This window comes from Donghicola sp. (assembly GCF_025210255.1).
In the GTDB taxonomy this organism is placed as follows: domain Bacteria; phylum Pseudomonadota; class Alphaproteobacteria; order Rhodobacterales; family Rhodobacteraceae; genus Donghicola; species Donghicola eburneus.
The window spans coordinates 16470-42648 of sequence record NZ_JAOARZ010000034.1; the positions used below are offsets into that span (position 1 = coordinate 16470).

The 26179-nt window shown below is 57.9% G+C and carries 28 protein-coding genes; 12 read left to right on the plus strand and 16 right to left on the minus strand.

The features are described 5' to 3' along the window. Window positions 1-4: 4 nt before the first annotated feature. The 9 genes from nirD to N4A58_RS15540 form a co-directional block, all read right to left on the minus strand. Window positions 5-334, minus strand: a complete 330-nt coding sequence (nirD, locus tag N4A58_RS15500; protein WP_293711132.1) for a nitrite reductase small subunit NirD — start codon at window positions 332-334, stop codon at window positions 5-7. Continuing rightward, entirely contained in the window at window positions 331-2769 is a 2439-nt protein-coding gene (nirB, locus tag N4A58_RS15505; RefSeq protein WP_293711134.1) for a nitrite reductase large subunit NirB, read from the minus strand. The genes nirD and nirB overlap by 4 nt, the downstream gene beginning before the upstream one ends. Continuing rightward, window positions 2769-3248 (minus strand): globin domain-containing protein, encoded by a 480-nt coding sequence (locus N4A58_RS15510; RefSeq protein ID WP_293711136.1) that lies wholly within the window; start codon window positions 3246-3248, stop codon window positions 2769-2771. The genes nirB and N4A58_RS15510 overlap by 1 nt, the downstream gene beginning before the upstream one ends. A 2-nt stretch (window positions 3249-3250) precedes the next feature. After that, window positions 3251-4930: a nitrate ABC transporter ATP-binding protein gene (locus N4A58_RS15515; RefSeq protein ID WP_293711138.1), complete on the minus strand. Its 1680-nt coding sequence runs from the start codon at window positions 4928-4930 to the stop codon at window positions 3251-3253. A gap of 5 nt (window positions 4931-4935) precedes the next feature. Continuing rightward, window positions 4936-6018 (minus strand): ABC transporter permease, encoded by a 1083-nt coding sequence (locus N4A58_RS15520; RefSeq protein ID WP_072709897.1) that lies wholly within the window; start codon window positions 6016-6018, stop codon window positions 4936-4938. Between the two features lie 91 nt (window positions 6019-6109). Then, window positions 6110-7477, minus strand: a complete 1368-nt coding sequence (locus N4A58_RS15525; protein WP_293711141.1) for a CmpA/NrtA family ABC transporter substrate-binding protein — start codon at window positions 7475-7477, stop codon at window positions 6110-6112. Window positions 7478-7741: 264 nt separating this feature from the next. Further along, on the minus strand, window positions 7742-8926 hold the full coding sequence (locus tag N4A58_RS15530) for an ABC transporter substrate-binding protein (RefSeq protein ID WP_293711142.1): 1185 nt from the start codon (window positions 8924-8926) through the stop codon (window positions 7742-7744). After that, a complete protein-coding gene (locus N4A58_RS15535; RefSeq protein ID WP_293711143.1) occupies window positions 8923-9516 on the minus strand; it encodes an ANTAR domain-containing response regulator in 594 nt (197 codons plus the stop codon). Before N4A58_RS15535 ends, N4A58_RS15530 begins: the two co-directional genes overlap by 4 nt. A gap of 137 nt (window positions 9517-9653) precedes the next feature. After that, the gene (locus N4A58_RS15540) at window positions 9654-12992 is read right to left on the minus strand and encodes a DUF2126 domain-containing protein (protein WP_293711144.1); all 3339 of its coding nucleotides are present in this window, start codon (window positions 12990-12992) and stop codon (window positions 9654-9656) included. Window positions 12993-13124: 132 nt separating this feature from the next. Here N4A58_RS15540 and N4A58_RS15545 point away from each other — a divergent pair, with 132 nt between their 5' ends. The 3 genes from N4A58_RS15545 to N4A58_RS15555 all read left to right on the plus strand — a co-directional run bounded on the left by N4A58_RS15545 (window position 13125) and on the right by N4A58_RS15555 (window position 16342). Then, entirely contained in the window at window positions 13125-14528 is a 1404-nt protein-coding gene (locus tag N4A58_RS15545) for a circularly permuted type 2 ATP-grasp protein (protein ID WP_072709906.1), read from the plus strand. Beyond that, window positions 14528-15541 (plus strand): alpha-E domain-containing protein, encoded by a 1014-nt coding sequence (locus tag N4A58_RS15550; RefSeq protein ID WP_072709908.1) that lies wholly within the window; start codon window positions 14528-14530, stop codon window positions 15539-15541. Before N4A58_RS15545 ends, N4A58_RS15550 begins: the two co-directional genes overlap by 1 nt. A gap of 69 nt (window positions 15542-15610) precedes the next feature. Continuing rightward, the gene (locus tag N4A58_RS15555) at window positions 15611-16342 is read left to right on the plus strand and encodes a peptidase (RefSeq protein ID WP_072709910.1); all 732 of its coding nucleotides are present in this window, start codon (window positions 15611-15613) and stop codon (window positions 16340-16342) included. A gap of 24 nt (window positions 16343-16366) precedes the next feature. On the opposite strand, the gene N4A58_RS15560 is transcribed toward N4A58_RS15555, so the two are convergent. Beyond that, window positions 16367-16957: a hypothetical protein gene (locus N4A58_RS15560; protein WP_293711145.1), complete on the minus strand. Its 591-nt coding sequence runs from the start codon at window positions 16955-16957 to the stop codon at window positions 16367-16369. Continuing rightward, window positions 16950-17483 carry a sigma-70 family RNA polymerase sigma factor gene (locus N4A58_RS15565; protein WP_072709914.1) on the minus strand — a complete coding sequence of 178 codons (534 nt, stop codon included), beginning with the start codon at window positions 17481-17483 and terminating at the stop codon, window positions 16950-16952. The genes N4A58_RS15560 and N4A58_RS15565 overlap by 8 nt, the downstream gene beginning before the upstream one ends. Before the next feature lie 60 nt (window positions 17484-17543). Between N4A58_RS15565 and N4A58_RS15570 the strand changes: the two genes are divergently transcribed. Then, complete coding sequence (locus N4A58_RS15570) at window positions 17544-17783, plus strand: hypothetical protein (RefSeq protein ID WP_072709916.1); 240 nt, start codon at window positions 17544-17546, stop codon at window positions 17781-17783. Window positions 17784-18011: 228 nt separating this feature from the next. Here the strand turns inward: N4A58_RS15570 and N4A58_RS15575 are convergent, their stop codons facing one another. Then, window positions 18012-18806, minus strand: coding sequence for a metallophosphoesterase (locus N4A58_RS15575; protein ID WP_293711146.1), 795 nt, complete (start codon window positions 18804-18806; stop codon window positions 18012-18014). Beyond that, entirely contained in the window at window positions 18803-19795 is a 993-nt protein-coding gene (locus tag N4A58_RS15580; protein WP_293711147.1) for a diacylglycerol kinase family protein, read from the minus strand. The genes N4A58_RS15575 and N4A58_RS15580 overlap by 4 nt, the downstream gene beginning before the upstream one ends. A 95-nt stretch (window positions 19796-19890) precedes the next feature. On the opposite strand from N4A58_RS15580, the gene N4A58_RS15585 reads away from it, so the two are divergent. Then, on the plus strand, window positions 19891-20073 hold the full coding sequence (locus tag N4A58_RS15585; RefSeq protein WP_072709920.1) for a PLDc N-terminal domain-containing protein: 183 nt from the start codon (window positions 19891-19893) through the stop codon (window positions 20071-20073). Between the two features lie 191 nt (window positions 20074-20264). Here the strand turns inward: N4A58_RS15585 and N4A58_RS15590 are convergent, their stop codons facing one another. Next, window positions 20265-20603 carry a phage holin family protein gene (locus N4A58_RS15590; RefSeq protein WP_293711148.1) on the minus strand — a complete coding sequence of 113 codons (339 nt, stop codon included), beginning with the start codon at window positions 20601-20603 and terminating at the stop codon, window positions 20265-20267. Continuing rightward, window positions 20603-20917 carry a DUF883 family protein gene (locus tag N4A58_RS15595; protein ID WP_072709924.1) on the minus strand — a complete coding sequence of 105 codons (315 nt, stop codon included), beginning with the start codon at window positions 20915-20917 and terminating at the stop codon, window positions 20603-20605. Before N4A58_RS15595 ends, N4A58_RS15590 begins: the two co-directional genes overlap by 1 nt. Window positions 20918-21090: 173 nt before the next feature. Between N4A58_RS15595 and N4A58_RS15600 the strand changes: the two genes are divergently transcribed. Further along, a complete protein-coding gene (locus N4A58_RS15600) occupies window positions 21091-21252 on the plus strand; it encodes a DUF1328 domain-containing protein (protein ID WP_072709925.1) in 162 nt (53 codons plus the stop codon). 55 nt (window positions 21253-21307) lie between these two features. After that, window positions 21308-21805, plus strand: a complete 498-nt coding sequence (locus tag N4A58_RS15605; RefSeq protein ID WP_072709936.1) for a DNA starvation/stationary phase protection protein — start codon at window positions 21308-21310, stop codon at window positions 21803-21805. A 77-nt stretch (window positions 21806-21882) separates the two neighbouring features. Here the strand turns inward: N4A58_RS15605 and N4A58_RS15610 are convergent, their stop codons facing one another. Continuing rightward, the gene (locus tag N4A58_RS15610; RefSeq protein WP_293711149.1) at window positions 21883-22701 is read right to left on the minus strand and encodes a response regulator; all 819 of its coding nucleotides are present in this window, start codon (window positions 22699-22701) and stop codon (window positions 21883-21885) included. A 93-nt stretch (window positions 22702-22794) separates the two neighbouring features. Between N4A58_RS15610 and N4A58_RS15615 the strand changes: the two genes are divergently transcribed. From N4A58_RS15615 to N4A58_RS15635, 5 genes are all read left to right on the plus strand, one after another. Continuing rightward, window positions 22795-22959 (plus strand): NepR family anti-sigma factor, encoded by a 165-nt coding sequence (locus N4A58_RS15615; RefSeq protein WP_143095393.1) that lies wholly within the window; start codon window positions 22795-22797, stop codon window positions 22957-22959. Window positions 22960-22967: 8 nt separating this feature from the next. Next, window positions 22968-23513 (plus strand): RNA polymerase sigma factor, encoded by a 546-nt coding sequence (locus tag N4A58_RS15620; RefSeq protein ID WP_072710012.1) that lies wholly within the window; start codon window positions 22968-22970, stop codon window positions 23511-23513. After that, window positions 23510-25252 carry a sensor histidine kinase gene (locus tag N4A58_RS15625; protein WP_293711150.1) on the plus strand — a complete coding sequence of 581 codons (1743 nt, stop codon included), beginning with the start codon at window positions 23510-23512 and terminating at the stop codon, window positions 25250-25252. Before N4A58_RS15620 ends, N4A58_RS15625 begins: the two co-directional genes overlap by 4 nt. A 64-nt stretch (window positions 25253-25316) precedes the next feature. After that, a complete protein-coding gene (locus tag N4A58_RS15630) occupies window positions 25317-25454 on the plus strand; it encodes an entericidin A/B family lipoprotein (RefSeq protein WP_072709942.1) in 138 nt (45 codons plus the stop codon). 74 nt (window positions 25455-25528) lie between these two features. Then, on the plus strand, window positions 25529-26173 hold the full coding sequence (locus N4A58_RS15635) for an exopolysaccharide biosynthesis protein (RefSeq protein ID WP_293711151.1): 645 nt from the start codon (window positions 25529-25531) through the stop codon (window positions 26171-26173). Window positions 26174-26179 lie beyond the last annotated feature (6 nt).

A 26179-nucleotide genomic window follows, 5' to 3' on the forward strand; every position in this document is an offset into this window, starting at 1 on the left:
TCCATTATGCTGCTACCTTGTTGATTTCGCTCAAGTCCATGAGGACGCGGCCATTTTCGACGCGGGCGGGGTAGGTGGCGATCTGACCTTCGTCAGCGCCCTGAGCCTCGCCGGTTTCCAGACTGAACACCCAGTTGTGCAGGGGGCAGGTCACGGACTTGCCGTGGACGATGCCCTCGGACAGGGGGCCGCCCTTGTGGGGGCAGCGGTCCGAGGTCGCGAAGACTTCGTCAGCGTCGGTGCGGAACACCGCGATACAGCCCGCGTGGGTTTTCACGATCCGTGCGCCGCGCACGGGGATGTCTTCCAGTGCGGCGATGTCGGTCCAGCTCATTCTGCAGCCTCCAGGGTGAAATCTGCGATGGGGGCGAAGCGCTCGGCCTTCTGGGGCTCTGCCAGATCCGCCCACGGATCCTTGCGATAGATGGATTGGGACAGCTCGAACCGTTCGGCCAGCGCCTTGCGGTTGGCCAGATCGTCCACGACCTGTTCCTTGACCCAATCAAGGCCGACTTTGGCGACCCACTTGTAGGCACGGTCCAGATACTTCGCGTTCTCGCGGTAGATCTGGATAAAGGCGCAGGTCAGCTCCAGCGCTTCCTCTTCGGTCGGCACTTTGGCAAGGAATTCGGTTTCCTTGACGTCCATGCCCGCCGCGCCAGCGACGCTGACCTCGTACCCTGAGTCCACACAGATGATGCCGACGTCCTTGCAGGTCGCCTCGGCGCAGTTGCGCGGGCAGCCAGATACCGCCAGCTTGACCTTGTGCGGAGTCCACGAGCCCCAGAGTGCTTTCTCCAGCTTGATCCCCAGACCTGTCGAATCCTGCGTGCCAAAGCGGCAGTGATCCGTGCCCACACAGGTTTTCACCGTGCGCAGACCTTTGGAATACGCGTGGCCCGAGACCATGCCCGCCTGATTGAGGTCGTACCAGATGCCGGGCAGGTCTTCTTTCTCAATGCCAAGTAGGTCGATGCGCTGGCCGCCGGTCACCTTGACGGTCTTGGCGTTGTACTTCTCGGCGGCGTCGGCGATCGCGCGCAGTTCGTCAGGGGTGGTGATCCCGCCCCACATGCGCGGCACGACCGAATAGGTGCCGTCTTTCTGGATGTTCGCGTGGTTGCGCTCGTTCACAAAACGCGACTGCGGGTCGTCCTGATACTCCACCGGCCAGTCGGCCAGCAGGTAGTAGTTGATCGCCGGACGGCAGACATGGCAGCCGTTCACGGTTTTCCAACCCAGTTCCTGCCAGACGGTTTGTTGGGATTGCAGTTCCTGCGATTTGATCAGGCGGCGGACGTCCTCGTGGGACAGGTCGGTACAGCCACATACGGACTGCGATGCCGGCATGACGAAATCATCGCCCAATGTCACCGCCAGAACCTGTTCGACTAGTCCGGTGCAGGTCCCGCAGGACGCGCTGGCCTTGGTCGTGGCGCGGATGCCCGCCAAGTCGTGCGCCCCCGCATTGATTGCGTCAACGATCTGACCTTTACAAATGCCGTTGCAGCCGCAGATTTCTGCGTCAGCCGGTAAGGCTGCAACGGCCGCCATAGGGTCCACAGAGGCGCCCCCTTGGTAGGCCGGACCAAAGATCAACGTCTCCCGCATATCCGAGATATCGGTGCCGTCTTTCATCATGCCGTAGAACCAGTTGCCGTCGGCAGTGTCGCCATACATTACGGCGCCGATGATCTTGTTGTCCTTGATCACAACGCGCTTGTAGACGCCGCGGGCGGGGTCGCGGAACACGATGTCCTCGCGGTCGGTGCCCTCGGCAAAGTCGCCGGCGCTGAACAGATCACAGCCTGTGACTTTCAGCTTGGTCGAGATTTCGCGGGGCTGGAAGGCTGCCTCTTCGCCCATCAGGGTTTTGGCGACAACTTTGGCTTGGTCATAGAGCGGTGCCACCAGACCAAAAACCGCGCCGTTGTGTTCGACACATTCGCCAAGCGCCAGAACGTCGGGGTCCGAGGTGATCATCTGATCATCCACGTGGATGCCGCGACCGACCGCCAGACCTGCCTCGGCAGCTAGCTTGGTGTTGGGGCGGATACCGACCGCCATGACCAGCAGATCACAGGGCAGTTCGGTACCGTCGTCCAGTAGCAGGGCGCGGACCTTGCCATCCTCTCCGAGAATCTCCTTGGAGTTCGCCTGACATTTGACGGTGATGCCCTTGTCCATCAGAGCGCGGCGCAGCAGGTAGCCCGCGGGCTCGTCCAACTGGCGCTCCATCAGGTGGCCCATGATATGCACCACGGTCACTTCGATGCCGCGCGCGGCCATGCCAGCTGCAGCCTCGAGGCCCAACAGGCCGCCACCGATCACGACGACTTTGGACCCTGCGGGCATGTTCATCATGCGCTCGGTATCTTCGAGATCGCGGTAGGCGATGACGCCTTTCAGATCGTGACCGGGCATCGGGATGATGAACGGATTAGAGCCAGTCGCGAAAACCAGCTTGTCGTAGCTCACTTCGCTGCCGTCGTCTGCGCGCACGATCTTGGCGGCGCGGTCGATTTCGGTGACGCGTGTGCCGAAATGGGTGTCGACGCCGTGCTGCAGGTACCAGGCTTCGTCATGGGTGACGATTTCTTGGTAGGTCTTTTCGCCCGACAAAACAGGGCTGAGCATGAGGCGGTTATAATTGCCGCGGGGCTCGGCGTTGAACAGGGTCACATCCCAGTCCGCACCGGCCTCGAAGAGGTGCTCTAGTGCACGGCCAGAGGCCATACCTGCACCGATCACAACGAGTTTCTGTGTCATCACCAAAACTTCCAAAAGGGTTTCTGTCCTGCGTGCCGCGTTGATCTGAAGCTGCGGCTGCTGGTGTCTTCGTCGTAGGCGGCCATCTTCATCACCGTGGCCATGGTGCTGTATGTCTCGTCCCAAGCCATTTCGGCCTCTTGGTGGAAATCCTCTTCCAGAGCGCGGGCGAGGGTGCGCATGAGCGATGCGCCGACCTTGTCGTAGTCATCGGGTTGCACCCCGTAGGCCACGTGCCGTTTCGCCAGTTCTTCCACCATTGGGATGGTCGTCTCTAGGTCGTTGAGCCCCTTTACCAAGGCAGACAGGGCGGCCATCAGCTTCTTGCCCTGCTGTTCGGTATCGACCCGCTCGAAATAGGGTCTGACTTCGGGTGCCGATGCGAACAGATCATCGTAGAAGTGCCGGGCAAAAGCCTCTGACTGGGGCTCGATTTTGGCAAAGGTTTCTTCAACGAGACTGATGGCAAAGGGGGTCATTCTTACTCCGCGGCGATCGCCTTTGGCGCTTTGGGTTTTGGTTTGGCGCCGTGTTCGTACTCCTCAAGGAAGTCGAGAACTTCCTGTCGGTATGTGTAGTAGTCCGGATGCTCGAGGAGCGCCTTACGCGTGCGGGGGCGCGGCAGGTCGACATCCACGATCTTGCCGATGGTGGCCTGCGGCCCGTTGGTCATCATGACCACGCGGTCGGCCAGCAGGATCGCTTCGTCGACATCGTGGGTCACACAGATCGCGGTCACCTTGGTGCGCGACCAGACTTCCATGAGCACTTCTTGGAGTTCCCAGCGGGTCAGCGAGTCCAGCATGCCAAAGGGTTCATCCAGCAGAAGCAGCTTGGGCGACAGGGCGAAGGCGCGGGCAATACCCACACGCTGCTTCATGCCGTTCGACATGGAGCTGGCTTCTTTGTCCATCGCATCAGCCAGACCAACACGCTCGAGGTAGTACTCGACCACGTCCTGACGCTCTGCCTGAGACGCGCGGGGGTAAACCTTGTCCACACCGATTGCCACGTTCTCTTTGGCGGTCAGCCAAGGGAACAGGTTTGGCGACTGGAACACAACCGCGCGCTCGGGGTCGGCGCCTTCGACATGGCGTCCGTCGAGTTTGATCGCGCCTTTGGAGATGTCGTTCAGACCTGCGGCCATGGTCAGAACGGTGGATTTACCACAGCCCGAGTGACCGATGAGGCTGATGAACTCGCCGCGGTTTACCTTGAGGTCGAAATCCTCGACCACGGTAAGCGGGCCCTTGGGTGTGGGGTAGATTTTATGCAGCTGGCTGAAGTCGAGGAAACGCTCTTCGATCAGGCCCTCTTGTGCATCCTTGACTACTGTCGGAACGCCATGGATCGGGGTGACGTTGGGCAGTTGGCGGGTGCCTTCGACTTTGGCTTCGATGCCGACGTCCATCAGGTAGTTGGTCACCTGCATGCGCAGTTGCTTGAAGGTTTCGTCGTGGTTCATCGCCATCCGGTCACGGGGACGGGGGATGGAAACGCGCACTTCGTCGCCCAAGGTGCCATCGGGGTTCAGCGGGATGATGCGGTCGGCCAAAAGGATGGCTTCGTCCACGTCGTTGGTGATCAGGACACAGGTCTTCTTATCAGTGTTCCAGATCGCCTCGATCTCGTCGCCCAAGTTGGCGCGGGTCAGAGCGTCCAATGCGGACAGAGGCTCGTCCAACAGCAGAACATCAGGGTTCATCGCCAGAGCGCGGGCCACGTTTACACGCTGCCGCATACCGCCAGACAGTTCGGCCGGGCGGCGGGTGGTAGCGTGGCTCAGCCCGACCATCTGGATGTAATGAGCAACCTTCTCTTCTTTTTCTGCCTTGGGCATCTTGGGGAAGACGGTGTCCATCGCCAGCATGACGTTGCCGTGCACGGTGAGCCAAGGCATCAGCGAGTAGTTTTGAAAGATCACGCCGCGCTCGGGGCCAGGGCCAGTAATTTCCTTGCCGCGGTAGGTGACGCCGCCAGTGGTGGGCTTTTCGATGCCCGCCATCAGGTTGATCAAGGTGGTCTTGCCGGTGCCCGAGAAGCCGAGGAGAACGAGGAACTCGCCCTCTTCGACATTCAGGTTGATGTTCTTCAGAACGTGGGTGGTATGCTCACCCGTGCCGAAGCTTTTGGAGACATTCTTGAATTCGATGACAGCCATATCGATCACCGGTTGTTCGAGAAGGTGAAGGCGGCTTGGATCGCGTACATCAGACGGTCAAGGGCGAAGCCGATGATGCCGATGGTGAACACAGCTACCATGATACGAGCGAGCGAGCTGGACGAACCGTTCTGGAATTCATCCCAGACGAATTTGCCGAGACCGGGGTTCTGGGCCAGCATTTCGGCCGCGATCAGAACCATCCAGCCTACACCGAGCGACAGACGCAGACCGGTGAAGATCAGGGGCAGAGCCGAGGGTAGAACCAGCTTGGTGATCTTGGTGTAGGTATTCATTTTCAGAACTTTGGACACGTTGATCAGGTCTTTGTCTATCGAGGCCACGCCAAGCGCGGTATTGATCAGGGTCGGCCACAGCGAACACAGGGTCACGGTGATCGCCGAGGTCAGGAACGCTTTGTCGAACCAACCGTCTGAAGTGGTGTAGGTGGCCGACACGACCATGGTTACGATAGGCAGCCATGCCAGAGGAGAGACGGGCTTGAAGATCTGGATGATCGGGTTCAGCGCGGCGTTCGCATAGGGCGACAGGCCAGCCATGATCCCGAGCGGTACAGCAACGACAGTCGCCAGCAAGAAACCGAAGAACACGGTTTTGATCGAGGTCCAGATCTGCTGGTAGTAGCTGGGCGCGCCGGTGTATTCGATGTTCTTGACCTTGTCGGCTTGACCGGCGGCGATCAGTTTTTCGTTGCGGGCGTCTAGGCGCTCTTCGAATTGTGCTTTCTTGGCGGCTTTGGCTTCGGCGTCTTCGTGCAGGTTAACTGCTTCTTCCCACACAGCAGCGGGGCCGGGGACGGCACCAAGCGAGGTTTGAACCTGCGGCGCAAGCGTGCCCCAGAGCACGAGGAAGGCCAAAATGGCCAGGACGGGGGTTCCCAGCAGGCGCCAGATTTCTTTGGCTTGGGCCTGAGGGTTGTCGCCAGCGGCGGCGCGCAGGATCGGTGTGACCCAGCCTAGACCCAGAACGGTCAGCCATTTGTCGGCGGAATTGATGCGGGTAAAGAGTTTGGCGCGGCGGGCCTCGCGGGCCTGTGCGGCTGCAAACTCAGGATCGGCGATGGTCATATGCGGGGCTCCTGCGGCTGCGGAAGAGGTGAGGAATGAACGGACAGGGAGAAAAGCAGGGGGCGAAGGACGCCCCCTGAAGTTTCAGGAGTTAGCCTTGGATTTCGGTGCCAACGACAGTCTGGTCGCCCTTCAGGCCGATCGGCAGGCTGTCGAGGTAAGCGTTGGGCGTTTTGCCGTTGTAAGGAATGCCGTCGATGATGTCTTCGGCAGGGGTCTCGGCTTTGTAGCCGTCGCTGTCCCAGGGGAAGTCAGCTTCGTTTGCCAGACCTTCGTCAACCAGAGCGCGCGCCGCTTCGAGGTAGATTTCAGGCTTGTAGACCGACTTTGCGACTTCGTCGTACCAGCTGTCAGGCTTGGCCTCGGAAATCTGGCCCCAGCGGCGCATCTGGGTCAGGTACCAGACCGCGTCCGAGTAGTAGGGGTAGGTCGCGTTGTAACGGAAGAACACGTTGAAGTCGGGAACTTCGCGCTTGTCACCTTTTTCGTATTCGAAGGTGCCGGTCATCGAGTTCGCGATCACGTCGTAGTCAGCGCCGACGTATTCAGGACGCGACAGGATTTCCACCGCTTCGGGGCGGTTGGCGTTGTCGTTCTCGTCCAGCCACATGGCCGCACGGATCAGGGCCTTCACAACCGCTTTGGTGGTGTTGGGGTACTCTTCGGCAAACTCGTTCGTGATGCCGAAAACCTTCTCGGGGTTGTTCTTCCAGAGTTCGTAGTCGGTGATGACCGGAACGCCGATGCCTTTGAATACGGCCTGCTGGTTCCAAGGCTCACCCACGCAGTAACCGTAGATGGTGCCGGCCTCGAGGGTCGCGGGCATCTGAGGCGGAGGGGTTACAGACAGCAGAACGTCTGCTGCGATTTGACCCGAGATGTTGTCGGTGCTGTAGTAGCCGGGCTCCAGACCACCTGCAGCCAGCCAGTAGCGCAGTTCGTAGTTGTGGGTCGAAACGGGGAAGACCATGCCCATGTTGAAGGGCTTGCCTTCGGATTTGTACTTCTCAACAACGGGCTTCAGAGCCGACGCGCTGATGGGGTGTACGGGCTTGCCGTCGTCGCCAACGGGAATGTTGGGCTTCATCTCTTCCCAGATTTCGTTGGAAACGGTGATGCCGTTGCCGTTCAGGTCCATCGAGAAGGGGGTGATGATGTGTGCTTCGGTGCCGAAGCCGATGGTCGCCGCCAGAGGCTGACCGGCCAGCATGTGCGCACCGTCCAGTTTGCCGTCGATCACGCCGTCCAGCAGAACTTTCCAGTTTGCCTGTGCTTCCAAAGTGACGAACAGACCTTCGTCAAGGAAGTAGCCCTGTTCGTATGCTACCGCGAGGGGCGCCATGTCGGTCAGCTTGATAAAGCCGAAGGTCAGTTCGTCTTTCTCGAGGTCCATGCTCTGTGCGTAGGCCGCGCCGGTCAGGGCGGTGCTCGCAGCGAGGGCCATCACGAATTTCTTCATTCTTTACTTCCTCTGTTGGTAGGTGCCGTTCGTTCCGGCAAAACGCAAAAAGCCGCTGACACGCATCGCGAGGGAGGATCGCGACGGGTCGAGCGGCTTTGCTCAAAGATTTTCCCGATCAATGGGAGAATTCTGTATCAGACGTAGCGTCTTTGCTGCATCTGCATCCATATTGCGGCGCGATTTATGAGTCTGGAAGTCGCAAATTTAAAAATGTTCCGTTTCGCCGCAGTTCAGCATTCGGAAATGCCGCACTTGCACAATTCATGAGCACCCTTCAGCGTAAAGGTCGAAAACCGCGCCATCAAAGAAACGGTCGCGCTCCAGAATCAGCGATCCTTTGGCGCTTGCGGCGGGTTCCGGTTGGTCGATTGCGCCTTCAACTTTCTCGGATGCGCCGGGCAGGGCGGCCGTCGTTTCAGCGAGTGCTTTGCGATAAAGATCGGTTCGGAAGACGTCCCGTGCCGTGCTCATTGCGCCTGATGGTTCAAAGCCGAGACGGGTCGCCATGCGCTGCGCGATCCATGCGGCTTGGGATTTCCAAGGGAAGGTCGCCGCACCTTTGTGGAACTCGATGAAATTCGGCACGTGCCGCTCCTCACCGCGCTGGTTTACAATCAGCTGACCGGACAAAGTGCGGTCGATGACTTCACGTGAAACGTTCAGCACATCCTTGCGGCTCAGGATCTCTGTCGCGGTCGTGTGGCTGTCAGGGTCCGAGAGCCAGCGACCTGCACGCCAGACGGCTCGGATAAGGCGCTGCGCCAATTCGGAACGGTCAGCGATCCAGTCCTTGCGCATGGCAAGGATCTTTTCGGGTGCAAAATTCCAGATCGCAGAGGTGGGCAGGATCAATTCGCCATACCCACGTTCCACTGCGATCGAACCCCACGGCTCGCCCACGCAGAAGGCATCGATTTCCCCGCTCGCCACAGCATTCGCCATAAGTGGCGGTGGAACCGTGCGGATTTCCAGTCCCTGCGGAGCCGCATATCCTAGCGCGCTCAGCCAGTAGTACAGCAGCTCTGCGTGCATCGAGAAGGGGAAGGGCACACCGATCCGCAGGCGCGCGCCTTTGGATGTCATCATCGCGTGGCCAATGCTGGTCGCATCGCGAAAATCGAGCGTAGCGCCGTTGCTTCGCATCTTTTCCGCCAACGAAATGCTGACACCAATGACGTTGCCGTTCACCGAAGTGGTCATCGCTGCATGTAGGGGCGGCAGCGCCCCACCTAAACCCAGCGATAGCGCCACGGGGACAGGCGCTAGCATGTGGGCCGCATCGACGCGGCCAAATGCCAGCATGTCCCGCAAACTGGACCAAGAGGGCGCCTTCTCAAAGCTCAGGTCTAGTCCCTCTTGGGCGGCGAACCCCATCTCCTGCGCCATCAGTAGCGGTGCAGAGTCCAGTAGAGGAATGTATCCGACGGTCAGCTCAACTTTCTTCATCCAAGAAGCCCCGCTGCTGTGACAAGGGCTGAGGCCACATCAACAACCCGTTTGTTCTGGTCCATCGCTGTTTTCCTGAGCAAGCTATAGGCAGCATCCTCGTCAATCCCACGAGCTTTCATCAGCAAGCCCTTGGCACGGTCGATCACTTTGCGCTCTTCGAGGGCGCGCTTGGTCGTCTCCAATTCCTTGCGGACACGGCTAAACATGTGAAAGCGGGTGATCGCGGCATCAAGGATGGGTTTGACCCGATCCGCGCGTAGTCCATCCACCACATAGGCGGAGACGCCAGCTTCGATCGCAGCCTTGGTCATGGCGTCGTCGGATTGGTCGACGAACATCGCGACCGGACGTTCCAGCGGGGTCGAGGCGATCGACAGTTCTTCGATAATATCGCGCGAGGGGTTGGCCAGATCGACCAGCACTACATCGGGGTTAAAAGACGCGACCGCGCGGGCAAGGCCCGTGCTCTCGGCAATGACGCGGATGTCGTAGTTCCCAGCAGCTTTGAGGCTGTCGATAATCTGGAGGGCGCGGTTCTTGTCAGGCTCGACCAGCACAATGGAGAGGGGGCTCGCTTCGGGAGGCATGGCACTCGCACTTTGTCAGACAGTCCTGTGAGTCCTGCCTGCCTGTTAGGCGAAGTGACACTCATCTTTGCGTGAAAACACCGCCAAACAGGGGGTTGCTTGGCGGTGTGATTGTTTCATGAGCGTATTTGCGTAAATTATGTGCGACGCATGTCTAGGGTGATGGGGAAGTCTGGATGCGTGCCGAGGAACGAGGGCGTTTGGCCTGGTGCCAAGTCCGCCCCCGGGAAGAAACGCGCCATACGACGGCCTTCGGCCTCGAGTGCGTTGATCGGACGATTGTCGTGCGAGCGTCCGCCAGGGTGGAACGTGTGATAGGTCGCGCCGCCAATAGAGACACCGTTGTAAGGATCGTAAATCACCAGACGCAGCGGGCCATGGGCCGGAATTGTCGGGTGCAGCGCTTTCCAAGGTTGCCACGACCGGAACCGGATACCAGCCACGTGCGAGCCGTCAGACATCTTGGTCACCGGCACCACGACCCCGTTGCACAGCAGCTGATAGCGGCTGGCGTCGAAGTTTTGCAGCTGGACCTCGACTCGCTCGACCGAGCTGTCCACATACCGTGCGGTGCCGCCGGGCACGCCTTCTTCGCCAAGGACGAGCCAAGGTTCGATGGCGTTGCGGATGGTCATGGTCGTGTCGCCAACCTTGGACTGCCCTGCGACGGGGAAGCGGAAGTTCAGCTGCGCCTTGTACCATTCAATGTCGAAAGGAACGCCGTGGGCGTTAGATAGGTCATTCAGGACAGTTTTGAAGTCGTCCCATAGCGGGGTCGGCAGCAGGTAGCTGTCATGCAGATGGGTGCCCATAGGTTTGAGCGAGCCGCGATACGGCTCTTCCCAGAACCACGCGATCAGGCCGCGGATGATCAGGGCTTGGGCCATGCTCATTTGCCAATGGGGCGGCATTTCAAACCCGCGGAACTCGACCAGACCCAAGCGGCCGGTGGGGCCGTCGGGCGAGTAGAGTTTGTCGATGCAAATCTCGGCGCGGTGGGTGTTGCCTGTGCTGTCCACCAGCAGGTTGCGGAAGATCCGGTCCACCAGCCAAAGGGGCGGGTTCTGGCCCAGACGGTCCAGTTCCTTGAGCGCAATCTCCATTTCATAGAGCGCATCGTGCCGCGCCTCGTCTAGGCGTGGGGCCTGCGAGGTCGGGCCAATGAAGAGGCCGGAGAACAGGTAGGACAGCGACGGGTGGTTCTGCCAATAGCGGATGATCGACCCCAGAACATCAGGGCGGCGCAAGAATGGACTGTCCGCGGGGGTGTTGCCTCCGACCACGATGTGGTTGCCGCCTCCCGAGCCGACAGGGCGGCCGTCAATCTGGAAAGTGGTCGAATCCAGCCCGCACTGACGCGCTTCTTCGTACAGGACTTCGGTGATCTCGCTCAGTTGGTCCCAGCTTTGGGCAGGATGGATGTTGACCTCAATCACGCCGGGGTCGGGGGTTACTTTGATCACGTTCAGGCGCGGATCGTGGGGCGGCTCGTAGCCTTCGATCCGGATGGGTTCGCCGCTGGCTGCCGAGGCTTCCTCGATCGCCTCGATCAGATCGATATAGGCCTCTCCCGAGGGGGTCGGCGGCAGGAAGACCGTCAGCTTTCCATCGCGTGGTTCGACCGACAGTGCGGTGCGCGCGTAGTTGCCGGGGCTAGATACCAGCGAACCAGAGCCGACCCAATCCTGCTGGGACCGGATGCGCATCTGACGCAGGTTTTCCTCGGCTTTTTTATCGACGTCTTTCTCGGTTTCCGGCTCCAGCTCGCGGGGCTGGGTCATCGGATCGCGATACATTTCGGGATCGGCTGCCGGATAGGCGTTTAGTGCAGTCAGAGGCAGACGGAAGCCTGCTGGGCTGTCACCTGGGATCAGGAAAATCTGGCCACGCCGCGTTGTCCATCGGGTGGCTTGCCAGCGGAAACGGCGCTTGGGACGCTTGTCCTCGGCCTGCGCGAGCTGCAGGGGTAGGACATAGGCGACGGGGTCTTTGAAGCCTTTGTCAAAGACGCGGGCCAGTCGCTGACGGTCCACTGGGTTTTCCAACCGGTTGTCGGCAGGCGACAGGTCGGCAGGCAGCTTGTGCTCCATCTCCATGAACTCAAGCGGATCCTCGTAGGCAGGCATGGCTGCCTCGGTCTCGACATCGAGCGCTTGGGTCAGGTGGTTCATAAAGTTTTCGGCCGACTTGTGGTCGGCATTGGTCTGCTTCTCCTCGGCGATGCGACTCATGTCGGACCACACAGGATTGCCATCGCCACGCCAGATCAGCGCAAATGCCCAGCGGGGCAGGGGCTCGCCGGGATACCACTTGCCTTGGCCGTGCTGAATGACACCGCCGGGCGCAAAACGGTCGCGGAGTTTGCGGATCAGTCTGTCGGCGTAATCGCGTTTGGTCGGCCCAACCGCGCCGATGGTCCATTCGTCGGCGTCACGGTTCATTTCTGACACAAAGGTTGGCTCGCCGCCCATAGTCAGACGCACGTCATTTTCTTGTAGCTTTTTGTCTACAATCTTGCCCGCGCGGTCGATTTCGGACCATTGCGACGGTGTGAGCGGGCGTGTGATACGCGGCGGCTCCGCGATGCGGGTGACCGACATCTCAAAGTCGAACGCCACCTCTGCCGGTTCGTGCGCGCCGGTGATGGGCGCGGCGGACGAGGGCGAGGGCGTACAGGCCAGAGGGATGTGGCCTTCGCCTGCGAACAGACCGGATGTCGGGTCAAGCCCAACCCAGCCCGCGCCGGGCAGGTACACTTCGCACCACGCGTGCAGGTCGGTGAAATCTTCTTCTGGCCCAGAAGGGCCGTCGACTGCCTTTAGATCTGCGGCAAGCTGGATCAGGTAGCCGGACACAAAGCGCGCCGCATAGCCGAAACGGCGGAGCATCGCGACCATGAGCCATGCGCTGTCGCGGCAAGAGCCGAGCGCCTTGCTGACTGTTTCGCCGGGTTTCTGGACGCCGGGTTCCATGCGAACGGTATAGGCGATGGACTGCTGAAGATAGCTGTTCAATGCGACCAGCCAGTCGATGGTCACGCCCTCGGGCTGGGGCGCGTCCTTCATCACCTTTTCAAACGCTTCGCGGTGCTCGGCGGTGTCGTTCGCCTGATCCACCTGCGCCAGATAGGGGGCCAGATCGACGCGCAGTTCCCGCTCGTACTCGAACGGCATTTCCATCGCGGAGTCGTCGAGGAAGAAGTCGAACGGATTGATCGCTACCATTTCGGCGACCAGCGTGACGGTCACGCTCAGCTCCTTGGCCTTCTCCGGAAAGGCCAGACGGGCCTGCCAGTTCGCGAACGCGTCTTGCTGCCAGTTCAAGAAATGGTCTGACGGGGTAATCTGCAGATCGTAACTTTTGATGGGTGTCCGCGTGTGAGGTGCGGGGCGCAGGCGGACGATGTGGGCGCCAAGACCGACCAGCTTGTCATATGAGTAAGTGGTGCGGTGTTTGAGCGAGACAGTAATTGTCATAATTTTGGGCAGTCCGTACGTTTGGTAAGCAAATGGTATGCGATACGCTTGAAGTCTTGGTGTAAACCTGCACCACTCAACCATGGATAGCTAGAGTTATTGGGGGGTTGTGTGGTCGCGTATTACGATGAAATGAAAGACCGCGCAGGAATTAAGCCAGCGTATGCCGATGTGGCCGAATGGGCCAAGGCGACAACAGCTGAGGATCTGCGACTTCGCCAGAACGAGGCGGAAGGTCTGTTTCGAAGAAATGGTATTACTTTTGCGGTGTACGGAGAGGGGGGCGACCCCGAGCGACTGATCCCGTTTGATTTGATGCCCCGCGTGTTTTCCTCGAGCGAGTGGGACGTGATTGAACGCGGTTCGATCCAACGCGCTCGCGCGCTGAACGCCTTTTTGACCGATGTTTACGGTAAGCGCGAGTTTATCAAAGCCGGTAAGATACCCGCCCGTCTGGTCGAAGGTAACCCCGCCTACGAGCCGATTATGCAGGGCATTCAGCCGGTCGGTGACATCTTCTCGCACATCATTGGCGTCGATTTGGTGCGTACCGGACCTGACGAGTTCAACGTGCTCGAGGACAACTGCCGCACGCCATCTGGCATCTCATATGTTTTGCAGAACCGCGAAGTGATGCAGCGCATCATGCCGTCGATGTTCCGTAGCGGGCAGGTTCGTCCGGTTGATCATTATGGCGATATGTTGGCCGCCGCGATGCAGTCCGTCGCCCCCGACGACTGCGACGGCCGACCCACATTAGCGATTCTGACGCCTGGCCACTATAACTCGGCCTATTTCGAGCATAGCTTCCTCGCTGATATTATGGGCATCGAACTAGTCGAAGGGCAGGATTTGTTCGTTGAGAACGACATGCTCTTTATGCGGACGATCCGCGGGCCAGAGCGAATCCACGTTCTGTATCGCCGGATCGATGATGCATTCTTGGATCCCGAAGCCTTTAATCCCGACAGTATGCTGGGTGTGCCAGGTCTGATGCGGGCCTATGCGGCTGGCGGTGTGACCATCGTCAATGCCCCTGGCGCGGGCGTAGCGGACGACAAGGCAACTTATGTCTATGTGCCGGAAATGATCCGCTTCTTCCTTGGCGAAGAGCCGATCTTGCCGAACGTAGAGACGTGGCAGTGTGCGGACGAATCCGAGTGCAAATACGTGCTGGATAATCTGTCTGAACTGGTGGTGAAAGAAGTCCACGGTTCGGGTGGTTACGGCATGCTGATTGGCCCGAAATCGACCAAGGCCGAGATCGAGAAGTTCGAAGGCCTGATCAAGGCGAACCCCGGTAACTACATCGCGCAGCCCACCTTGGCGCTGTCGACGGTCCCGTCACTCAGCGAAGAAGGACTCGCTCCGCGCCATGTGGACCTGCGCCCGTTTGTGATCTCGGGTAAGGGCAAAACGGAACTTATTCCGGGTGGTCTGACCCGTGTGGCCCTGCGTGAGGGCTCGCTTGTGGTGAACTCCAGCCAAGGTGGCGGCGTTAAGGATACGTGGGTTTTGCGAGGGGATCGTTTGTAATGCTGAGCCGTACCGCACAAGGACTGTACTGGATGTCGCGCTACGTCGAGCGCGCCGAAAACAACGCCCGTTTGCTGGACGCTGGCCGCCGGATCGAAGGTCTGCCCGGCGCGGAGGCTGCCGGAAATACGGAATGGCCGTCGATTATCATCGCGGCGGGATGTCGTGAAACCTTTGGCGAGACGTTGGAGGATGCCGACCGCGACAGCGCGACCTTCCATTTGGCGTTCGACAAGGACAACGCGTCGAGCATTCAATCCTGTTTCCACGCCGCGCGGGAAAACGCCCGAGCCATGCGTGGTGCGATAACGTCCGAAGTCTGGACTGCGATAAACACTACATGGGCCGAATTCCGGACCAAGACGATGGCCGATACCGACGAGCGTCGCTATGCGGACTTTGTGGAGAGCGTGCTTGCCGCAAGCTTTACTTTCCGCGGCGCGATCAATTCCACGCTTCTGCGGGACGAGCGCCAGTGGTTCATCGAACTGGGCAAACATATCGAGCGCGCCGATGCGACAGCGCGACTGCTGGATGTGAAATATCACGTGCTGCTCCCCCAAGCGGACGAGGTTGGGGCCGGCTTGGACTTGCTTCAGTGGCAGCAGATTTTGCGGGCTGCGAATGCTTTGCGTGCGTTCCGCCATGTCTATCGTGAACAGGTCAGCGCCCCGCGCGTGGTTGATCTGCTGGTCGTGAATAGCCAATCGCCGCGCTCGTTGCGTTATTCCTACGAGGCGATTTGCGACAACATCGACAATATCGGGGTGCACACCAAAGCACAGCGCAAGGCCTCCGACATCGCGCGCGCCTCGCGCGATAAGCTCCGCTCGGCGGACGCGCACTCCATCATCGATTTTGGCCTGCACGAATGGCTGACTGAAATGATCACAGAGACGAACCAGCTCGCCAATGAGCTGGGCGAGAGCTACGGCTTCTTCTCGCAGGTGGATCGTGATTCGCTAGACGATGAAGCAATAGGCACTAGCACTATTGAGGTATGCGAACCTTAAAAGTGTCACTTGTTTCGGGGGAAGGGCACGGATACTTGAGTGTGTGTCTTTCCCTCTGGAGGAGCTACTGTGACCTACTGTCTGGCGATGCTGCTAAACGAAGGTATCGTTTGTCTTTCTGATACTCGCACGAATGCGGGTCTCGATAACATTTCCAAGTTTCGCAAAAGCTTCACATGGGAGATCCCGGGCGATCGGGCTATCTGTTTGATGACGGCCGGCAACCTTGCCATCACCCAAGCGGTGATCGGTTTGCTACAGGAAAACATCGACGAACCCCAAGACGGCATCGACACGCTGCTCAGTGCGCAGTCCATGTTTCGCGTTGCTGAAATTGTAGGCGACGCCATGCGGACGATCCAACAACGCCACGGCGCGGCGCTGGCGCAGATGGGCGAAAGCTCTATCGCGTCGATCATCGTGGCTGGCCAGCGCAAAGGCGGCCGACAGCGTCTGTTCCACGTCTACGCGGCCGGTAACTTTGTCGAGGCGACAGAGGACAGCCCCTATTTCCAGATCGGCGAGCACAAGTACGGCAAGCCCATTATTGATCGTGTCATCACACGGGAAACCCCGTTGAAGACCGCAGTGACGGCTGCGCTGCTGTCGATGGATTCGACACTTCGCTCGAACCTGTCCGTTGGGATGCCACTGGATCTGACAGTGCTACGCTCGGACGAGTTGTGTATGTCCGACCACCGCCGGATCGAGGCTGACGACCCCCAATTTGACGCTTTGTCCAAAGGGTGGAGCCAAGCCCTCAGGGATGCGTTCGAAGAAATGGACGCCATGTGGAATTAAAAAAGGGGCCAATTGGCCCCTTTTTCATTCAGCAAGCAGTGTTGTCTGCCCAATCGGTTCTGGCGCCGTCGCCAGCGGACCGTCAGCAGACAGGATAATGATATCACCTGCCACAAAACCAGCTGTGATTTTGCTTCCAGCAGAGCCCAAGTAGCTGAACCCGTCTCCCACCTTCTTCCAGAGGTGTAGAGTTGTGTTGCTTTGGCTTTTGAGCTGCAGTGTGCCAGCACGTGTATTCCAGCTCACGGTCGCGTCCCCATATCGCGTCTCGACCACGTAGCTTTCTGTATTTACGGCGCGGGAGACCAGATAAGCAGACAAGAGTGCGGCTTTGACGCTCACAATCCCGCCGACGATCGGCTTCCAACGCAGTTTGCCTTTGGCTGTTTTTATTTCTTTTGCAAAGAGCGTGTCATGAATCCCTGCCAGCGCATTACGCGGTGGCGCGACAGGGTCTACTTGGGAAATGGCACCGGACAGGTGCTCTTCCCACCACCAAACAGCGTTATCAAACGCCTTGTCAATGCGGCGCAACCGTTCGGCTCGAAGTTCTGCTTCGCCGTCCAGTAACCCCATGGCATATTCAGCGGCCATGATCTGATGGTCTTCAGTCATCTTCGCCTCCTAAACATTCTCGAAGCTTCAACAAGCTCCGTCGCAGCCAGGTTCGCACCGTGTTCAACGGTGACCCAAGGATGTCGGCAACCTCTTGGTAAGAGAGGCCGTGCAAGTACACTTGAACCACAGCCCGCGCCTGTTCGGCTGGCAGTGTTTCAAGACAGTGAACCAGATCCTTGCGCATCTGCCACTGCTCACTCGAGGTTTGGACCGGATCGGCCACCATGTCGACTTCCTCAGAATCTGACACATTCCGCCGACTGCTGCGGATATGGTCAATTGCGACGTTTCTCGCAATGGTGGCGATCCACGCTTCCCCACTTCGCGATGGGTCAAACCGTGGCGCGCCTCGCCATGCTTTAACATATACGTTCTGTAAGGCGTCTTCTGCGTCAGACCTGTTGCGAAGAATTTTTAAAAGTATCGCAAAAACCTTTCCGGACGTTAATCTATAGACACGATCAAGCGCTTTGCGTTCTCCCGTAGCCATGCGGGAAATTTCGTGAGAAACTTGATCGTACATTCTGGGATCTATCATCCGTTAGGTTCTAGTAGTTGCATAACAGCAAGGGAGACCATCGCAATGCAATCACTTATTCAAGGAATTGATAGAGTGACATTCCAGCTCATGGCGGTCGCGTTTGTTGGTATCCATGTCCCTCTCACTGTGTTGGTTGTGTACGGAATAATCGTAGGTTTTCAAGGGCTTGTAACCGTACTTCTGCTCGCCTTAGCTGCAACACTCGTATCGACTCTCGTCTCGCTCGTCGTTGTTTATCGCATCCGTGCGGATCGTGACGATGTCGCCCACAGCCTCGGCTGACCACTCCAAACCACTCATCAAACTTGGTTGAGGCCTGATCGTATTTTGCGATCAGGCCTTTTTTGTGACGGATTCGCCCCGCAACTAACCGATGTGTTTTCGCGATTTCAGATTGTCACAAGCGCTTTCACTTTTTTGTATGCATTTGAAACTTGTAACTGCGTCATTTCGCCTTACTTGGGCACATCAAGGCGAATTCGGCAAAGCGGGCGCTGCCGCCACTGACTCTCAGCCGCTCTGGTCAGCGCTTTGCCATCCCCGCTCTGTCCTGCAATATGCGCGGGTCAGGGCGGGTTCGAACCTTCCCCCATTTTCGGACATACGCGTGATTTCAACGTGATCGCCATCTGTGCGAATGATCGCGAAATCGTTCTGCTGGTTCCGTAAACGCGAGGACAGTCCGGTGCCCACGTGGATTTGCATGACCTGACGTCCGCTGCCTTTGGCAACAAAGGGGTCATCTCGCCATTGGTGCAGGTGCCCGGTCAGGACCAGATCAAGCCCTGCATCCGCCAATTTGCCCAAGGCCTTGCCCGCGCCGCGCATGAGCGCTTTGGAGCTATCCTCTGATTGTTCGAATGGATGATGTGCCACCAACACCCTCAGCCCCTGCAACTGAGAGAGGCGGCGGCAAAGATGACCGATCTGATGCCCGTCAATTGACCCGCGTTGCCAGTGCCAAGGGGCCACGGTGTTGAGACCGAGCACCGAAAGCTCGGGCGTTCGGATCTCCGGCCAGAAATTGCGTGTCACGTATTTCTTGTAGTTGCGATAAGGGGTCACGAACCGCCTGAACGGATTGTGTAGTGGGACGTCGTGGTTGCCCGGCACGACCAGCGTCGGCGGTTCGATCTGTTCTATAAAATTGCGCGCGGCCACAAACTGGGAGGGCCGCGCCCGCTGGGTTAAATCCCCAGAAATCGATACAAAGTCTGCTTTTTGAAGTTCCGCGAGCAGAGGCGCGATGAGTTCTGGTCGGTCTTTGCCAAAGTGCAAATCCGAAATGTGGTAGAGGGTCTTCATGCGGAGTTGGGCACCATCACGTTCAAGGCATTCTCCCGCAGGTTAAATACAAAAGGCGCCTTCATGCGCTCTTTTTCTCCGTCTCGAGCAATCCACATGTGCTTTTTTCTGGCGACATCGATCTCGATGTCCTTGCCAATCAGCAATTGGAACTCGCGACCATGCTCTGTGGTGTTGCGAAACAGGTTCATGGCATGGGCAATCAGCTGGCGCCAGTTGGTCGCATTCGTCAGGTAGAGTGCAAAACTTCCGTCCCGCACGTCCTCTGCGCCATCCAAGCTGAAAGCCTCGAGTTGGTAGGCGCTATTTGCCACGAACGCGAGCGCAGTTTTTTTGTGGATCGTCGTTTCCCCGTCCACGGTCACTGTTAGATCGTAGGGGCGCTTAAGTCCCATTAACCCTGACAGTACCGACCAATACGCGGTGATCCGGCTGCGACCCCATTTTTTGTAGAGGGTTTCGCGTTCTCGCAGGATGCTGGGATAAACGCCCAAACTGGCGTTGTTCAAAAAGATTTCGCCATTCACGCAGCCCACGTGCATGGGCTTGGGTGCCGACCGACCCAAGGTTTCAATCGCTTCGGGTATGTCTTCGGGCAGGCCAAGCCCGCGAGAAAAATAGTTAAAGGTCCCCATGGGCAGCACACCCATCGCGACATCCGTATCCATCAACGCATTCGCAACACCCGCGATCGTACCATCTCCGCCAGCGGCAACCACAATGCGATACCCTTCGCGGATCGCATCTTCGGCCAATTTGGTGGGCGAGTGATCCTTTGAAACCTGCTTGATGTCGCACGGGGCGTCGAACGCGCGCTGCATCATCTGGGATAGTTCATCAGGATCCGGCTTGGTTTCTTTTTTGCCAGATTTCGGGTTGAGTATGACGCAGACATCCCCACCTTTGACTGCAGCGGCTGAAGATTGATTTTCAGGGGTTTCACTGGGGGTGTGGCTGTTCATCTCGGAACCTTTGGGCGTCGAAAGCATTCAAGTTTTCAACGTCAGGCGGAGCGAAACGTTCCATCCGGCGTCAGGTTTAAAGCCACCTTTGCGGGCGGCACTTTCAGAAAGGATTTTCGTACATGTTGGAAATCAGCGGTCTTGGTGGCCTCATTATCCTGATTTTGGATATTTGGGCTCTGGTTTCAATCGTCGGATCGAACCGTGGCACAGGAAGCAAGGTTCTGTGGATCCTTCTAGTTCTGATCTTGCCCGTGGTAGGCTTTATTATCTGGCTTATTGCCGGCCCGCGGTCCCGCCGGTAATTTTTTGAATTTTTCTGGAAACCTTTTCCAGTGGCAGCGCGTTACAATTATGAGCAGCGGGGCTGTCCCTTATCCCCGCATCCAGTCAGGGTCACCATTCCCAGCGGTCTCTGATCGGCTCGTCCCAATCCCGTAATGGGAACTGCCCCGCCAATTGGCGGGGCTTTTTTTTGTCTAGCGATGTAGAAAAATCAGCGGCGTGTCGCGCGTCCGGCGTGTAGGCCGGTGATAAATCCTTCGGTCACTTGGGCGATCACGGCTGCGGTTGGATCAATCGCCGGAGTGTGAGGGATTCTGCGGCGGCGAGACGGCATAGAGATGGCCAACAAAATCAGGCCGACGCCGAAGTATATGCCGCCAATCACTGACGTCGCGAACAACGCGCTGTGTGTAGACGCGATCAAGATGAACAGGGCTGTGGTCAGAAAACCAAGCCCCACCACAATCATCAGACCCGCCAATGTCGAGAGCGCAGCGCGTTTGGCTGCACTCTGAACGGTGTATTGCAGGCTCTGTAACATCAGGGGCATTATTTGCGGCTTGTCAGAAGACCGGCAATAAAGCCTGCGGCGACGGCCATGCCCACAGCTGCTGCGGGCTGACGTCGGATCGCGTCTGCTGCCTGCGCGCCATAATCTTCGGCGGTGGATTGAGCCATCTCGAGTTGCTTGTGGCCCTCGGCGCGTAGGTGCTCAGCTTGCGACTTTGCGCTGTTTACAGCGGCATCTTTGCGCGCTGTTCCCATCTCGGTCAGAGTCGTTGTGATCTGGCTGATGTCAGCTTTCAGTGCTTCGATTTGAGCCGAAAGATCCTGCATGTCGGGAGCTGTCTTGGTGGTAGGCATTAGAAAACCTCATCAGAAATAAAATGTTCGACAGTAGAACGCGCTGGTATCGAAAAGGTTCCATATGGAATTTCGTTCTGTATGAATCTTTTTCGACTGCCTTTTTTGGAACCATTTTCCGTCCGGCGACGTTTCAGCCCCAGATTGCACATATTCGTTGAAAGGATGAACTCATGCTCTACTGGGCCCTTATTTTCTTTGTTGTTGCACTGGTTGCTGGTGTCTTTGGTTTTGGCGGAATCGCGTCGGCATCGGCTGGCATCGCGCAAATCCTCTTCTTCCTGTTCTTGGTGCTCTTCGTTGTCACGCTGATTGCTCGAATGGTGCGCGGGTAACCCCCGCCGCAGATCCGGCTTTCACCGAATTTAACTATTAATCTGGAGGCTTGTTATGAAAGACATTCTACAGACCACCCCGCAAACGCAAAAAGTAAACACCGGCGTCACCGAGCCCGGTGCGGTCGCGACCGGTTTGGCGGATGTTTTGGCGGACACCTACCGCCTGATGTACAAAACTCACGCGTATCACTGGAACGTAGAGGGGCCGCTATTCTATTCGCTGCACCATTTGACCGAAGAACAGTATGAAAACTTGTTCGAGGCTGCGGACGAACTGGCGGAACGCATCCGTGCTCTGGGATCGCTGGCACCGATGTCACTTGGTGAAATTTGTGAACGTTCGGTGATCAAGGACGCCGACGGAACGCCCGATGCCCGCGAAATGGTGGAGGAACTGGCTGCCGATCACGAGCGGATCGCATACCGTATGCATGCGCTGGTTGAACTTGCCGGTAAGTCCAACGATCCCGTGACAGACGACATGGCAACTGCGCGCTCGGCTTTCCACGAAAAGGCTGCTTGGATGTTGCGCTCCATTGCAGCCGAGTGACGTGAGTCCGCAAAGCAGACCGCAGAAAAGCCCCGGTGCCGAAGCATCGGGGCTTTTTGATGTGGTGACAGCGGGTGTTACGCCATCAGAGTTTCGGTGCTGGTAAAGAACATTGCCTGGCTGACAGCCGAGCGGACCTGGTCTTCGGAATAGGGTTTGGTGATCAGGAAGGCAGGTTCTGGACGGTCACCGGTCAGCAGACGTTCTGGGAACGCGGTGATAAACACGACAGGACGGTCGCCAAGCTCTGCCAGAATTTCGTTTACAGCGTCGATGCCCGACGATTTATCCGCCAGTTGGATGTCGGCAAGGATCATATCTGGGGGCGTTTCGCGTGCCAGATCAACGGCTGCGGTCTTGGTACGGGCGATACCGGTAACCTCGTGACCCATCTGAGCCACGATTTCCGAGATGTCCATCGCGATGATGGCTTCGTCCTCGATGATCATGACATTACCGACAATGCCTTTGCTCATCTCGTCGCGGGCGATTTCCAGCAGCTTGGCGGCTTCGTCACCGGACACGCCTACGATCTCACCGATCTCATCTGCGTTGAACCCTTCGATGCTCTGCAGCAAGAGCGCTTCGCGGGTGTTTGCAGTCAGGCGCGACAGGCGCATCTGGGCCCGTGCCTCGGGTCCGTTGGGCGATACGCTCTCTTCGATCGGTGCGCCCGAAGAGACCCAAATCGAATTGAAGACCTTGAACAGCGCCACGCGCGGCGAGGTGGAACGGTCGAAGATTTGAGGATCGGCCAGAATCGTCTCGAGCGTAATGATCGCGTACTTGTCCCCCGTCGATTGGGTGCCGGTCAAAGCCCGCGCGTAACGGCGCAGGTAGGGAAGGTCCGCTGCGATGGTTTTCGAAATGTCGGTAGGCGCTGCAGAAGATGTCATAGCTTCCTCAAAAAAACTGAATTTGTTGGGAACCTAATGCACCCAGCGGCGTTTGGTTCCCGATAAAGTGAAAAAATCAATAGGTCGTACACGATGTCGGATAAGCCCAAGAACCGTTTGGACGAACAGATCGACGAAAATCTGCGTCGCGTCTACCAAACGGCGGCGTCAGAACCCGTGCCGGATCGTTTTACCCAGCTACTCGAACAACTTCGCCAGTCTGAAGGCGAGAAGCCGAACAATGAGGCCGGTGCGTGAGTGTTGAGATGAATGATCCCAGAGATGAGCTGGTCACCCATTTGCCTGCAATGCGCGCCTTCGCGCTAAGCTTGGCACGGAATGGCGCAGCCGCGGATGACTTAGTGCAGGATGCGCTGGTCAAAGCATGGTCGAATTTTGACAGTTTCCAGCCCGGTACCAATATGCGGGCGTGGTTGTTTACGATTTTGCGCAACACCTACTATTCTCTGCACCGCAAGCGTCGCCGCGAAGTCGAAGACCCCGATGGGGTCATGGCAGGTCAACTCTCCGTCAAGCCCAGCCACGACGGGAGCTTGGCGATGCGCGATTTCCAAGGCGCTTTTGCCCAACTCAGCGATGAGCAGCGCGAAGCGCTGACGCTGGTTGGGGCTGAAGGGTTCTCTTACGAAGAAGCCGCCGAAATGTGTGAATGTGCCGTTGGCACAATCAAAAGCCGCACCAACCGAGCTCGTAAACGTCTGGCCGAACTGATGGGCCTTGATGAAGATGAAACCTTCGAGGTCACAGACGGCAAGACGATGGCGGTGCTTTCGGGGAAACCGGCTGCATGAGTGAAGGCAAACTTGAAGCGATGCGCAGTGCCACCGGTGGGTTGGCGCTGCGATTGATTGGGGTGATGACGCTGGCGATTTTACCGCTGGCGTTAATTTCGTTCTATCAAACCGCTCAAGTCATGGAGGAATCTGATAACCTGTCCGAGACCGTGCTTTTGGACCGGACAGAGCGCGCCGCGTCGCGCGAACGCGAATTGATCCAGCAGGCGATCGGCGCGGCAAAAGCCCTGGCCGAGACCGAGATCGTGATGGTCGAGGATGCGAACCTGTGTAACGGCGTTCTGAAGAGTCTGGTCGAAGGTGACAACACCTATACGATGGCTGGATACATCACCGCTTCGGGGCGCGTTGCGTGTGCATCTGATACATCGGACGAGATTCTGCGTATTGGGCGCGACCTGTTTTCCAAAATCCAACAGAGTGATCCCAACGCGGATTTCTGGTCGAACACGTCGGCCGGTCCGAAAGCTGCGTTGAGCCTGGCAGTTCCCGTGGGTTCTTCCTCGGCCCGTCAGGGGTACGTCTGGATTTCGATCCCCTACGCGCTCGCGAACATCATGCTCCAGAGTGAAGGTAACAAGGTCGATCTGGTCATTTTCGATGCCACCGGCGCTTTGCTTGCAGCGGATTTCACCGAAGAAGAGTTGGTGTCTTTTCTGCCCCAAGGCAGATCCCTGTCTGATTTCGTTCAGCCCAACCGTCAGCTTTACAATGGTCCCAATCAGAACGGCGAGAACCGTCAGTTCGCGGTTGTTCCGATCATGGAAGATCAAGCCTTTGTCATGGGCAGCTGGGAGCCAGAGCAGATTGCGCCGTTCCCGCTCATGGGCCGTGTGATGGCACTATATTTCCCGCTGTTGATGTGGGGTATCGGCATTCTGGTTGCCTATTTCGGCACCCACCGTCTGGTGATCCGCCACATCCAGCGCCTGCGTGTCTGGATGCGTCTCTACGCGGCAGGCCGGTCCGAGGTGAGTAGCGCGCGTCTGGACAACGCCCCCGAAGAGCTGGAGGCTGTAGCACAGGCCTTTCGTGAGATGGCCCAACGCCTGAGCGAACAGGAACGCCAGCGAGCAGAGGATCTGACCGAGAAAACCACCCTTCTCAAAGAGGTTCACCACCGCGTCAAAAATAATTTGCAGCTGATCTGTAGCATTATGAATATGCAGGTCCGCAATGCCAGCAGCGACGAGGCGAAGCGCCTGCTGCGCCGCGTGCAGGAACGTGTGATGGCTTTGGCTGCGGTGCACCGATACCTCTACACAGCTCGCAAGCTATCGATGGTCCGGGCTGACTTGCTGCTCGAGGATATCATCAGCCAGATGGTCGTAGTCGGCGGCATTGACCGGCTGGACAGCCGCGTCAAGATCAGCACCAACTTCGCAAATGTCGAGATTACGCCAGAGCAGTCGGTTCCGCTGTCGTTGCTCGCGACCGAGGCAATTACCAACGCGGTGAAGTACTGTGGCGGCCACCAAGGGCAGACCGGTTGGATCTCCTTGGTGCTTGCGGACCTCGGCAATGACGAGGTTTGCTTCTCGATCGTGAACTCGAAATCGGACATAGATGCGACCCAAATTCGGGACGAACCCTCGCTTGGGCATGGCTTGATCAAGTCCTTTGCTTCGCAGCTGCAGGGGCGGTTCGAGGTCGAAGATCTGGACGAACGGTATGGCATCCACGTGACCTTTGACATCATGTACGACGACGAAGAAGAAGAGAGCCAAGCGGCTTAAATTCGGAACATAAGCAACCCTTCCGCGTTGAATATTCAGAACGAAAACACGGAAGGGTTACCTGATGACTATCTCGAACAAACTGACCGCAGCTATTCTTGTCCTGTTTGGTCTGGCCGCTTGTGAAACCATTGAAGGTGCCGGTCGTGACATCGAAGATACTGGCGAAGCGATCACGGATGCATCGCAAAATGCGCAATAATAGCGCTCTCTAAGGCAGTTCTCAGGACTGCCTTTTCCAATTTTTTACCAGCACCTTTATAGACGGATTGGCTTATGCCTCCCAGACCTGCGATGCGTGTCTATTTCCCCAAACCATTTCTACAGCCGGAGAGCCCCAACGGGCCTGTGCGCGATGTGGTTGAGCGGCTGTCGCGGCATGCGGAGAAATCCGAAGTCACGATGAGAGAGCTGCTTGCGGGGTTCGGTTCGACATCGTTTCTACCCGTGCTGATGGCTGTCGCGCTGCTGGTGGTCTCACCGCTTAGTGGCATTCCCCTATTCTCATCAATTTGCGGCCTGACCATGGCCTTTGTGTCCGCCCAGATGTTTTGGGGGGCAGACCACCTGTGGCTACCTGATTTCGTTATGCGCCAGAAGATTAGTGGGGAACGCATGTGCGGCGCCCTGCTCAAGATGCGCAAGGCTGCGGACTGGCTGGATGATCACGCGCGTAAGCGCATGTCGTTCATGGTCCGAGGCCCCATGCGCAAAGTTCTGGAATTTATGTGCATTGTGTGTGGCGCCGCGATGCCGTTCTTGGAAATCGTTCCATTTTCGTCATCAATTTTGGGTTTGGCGATCATGATGATCTCGACCGCGCTCTTGACCCGTGACGGGCTATTTGCGGCTTTTGCGGCTGCACTTGTTGCGACAGCGGCGATGGTCCCTGTCACCGTCCTTACGGCGATGACAGGGTGATTTCAA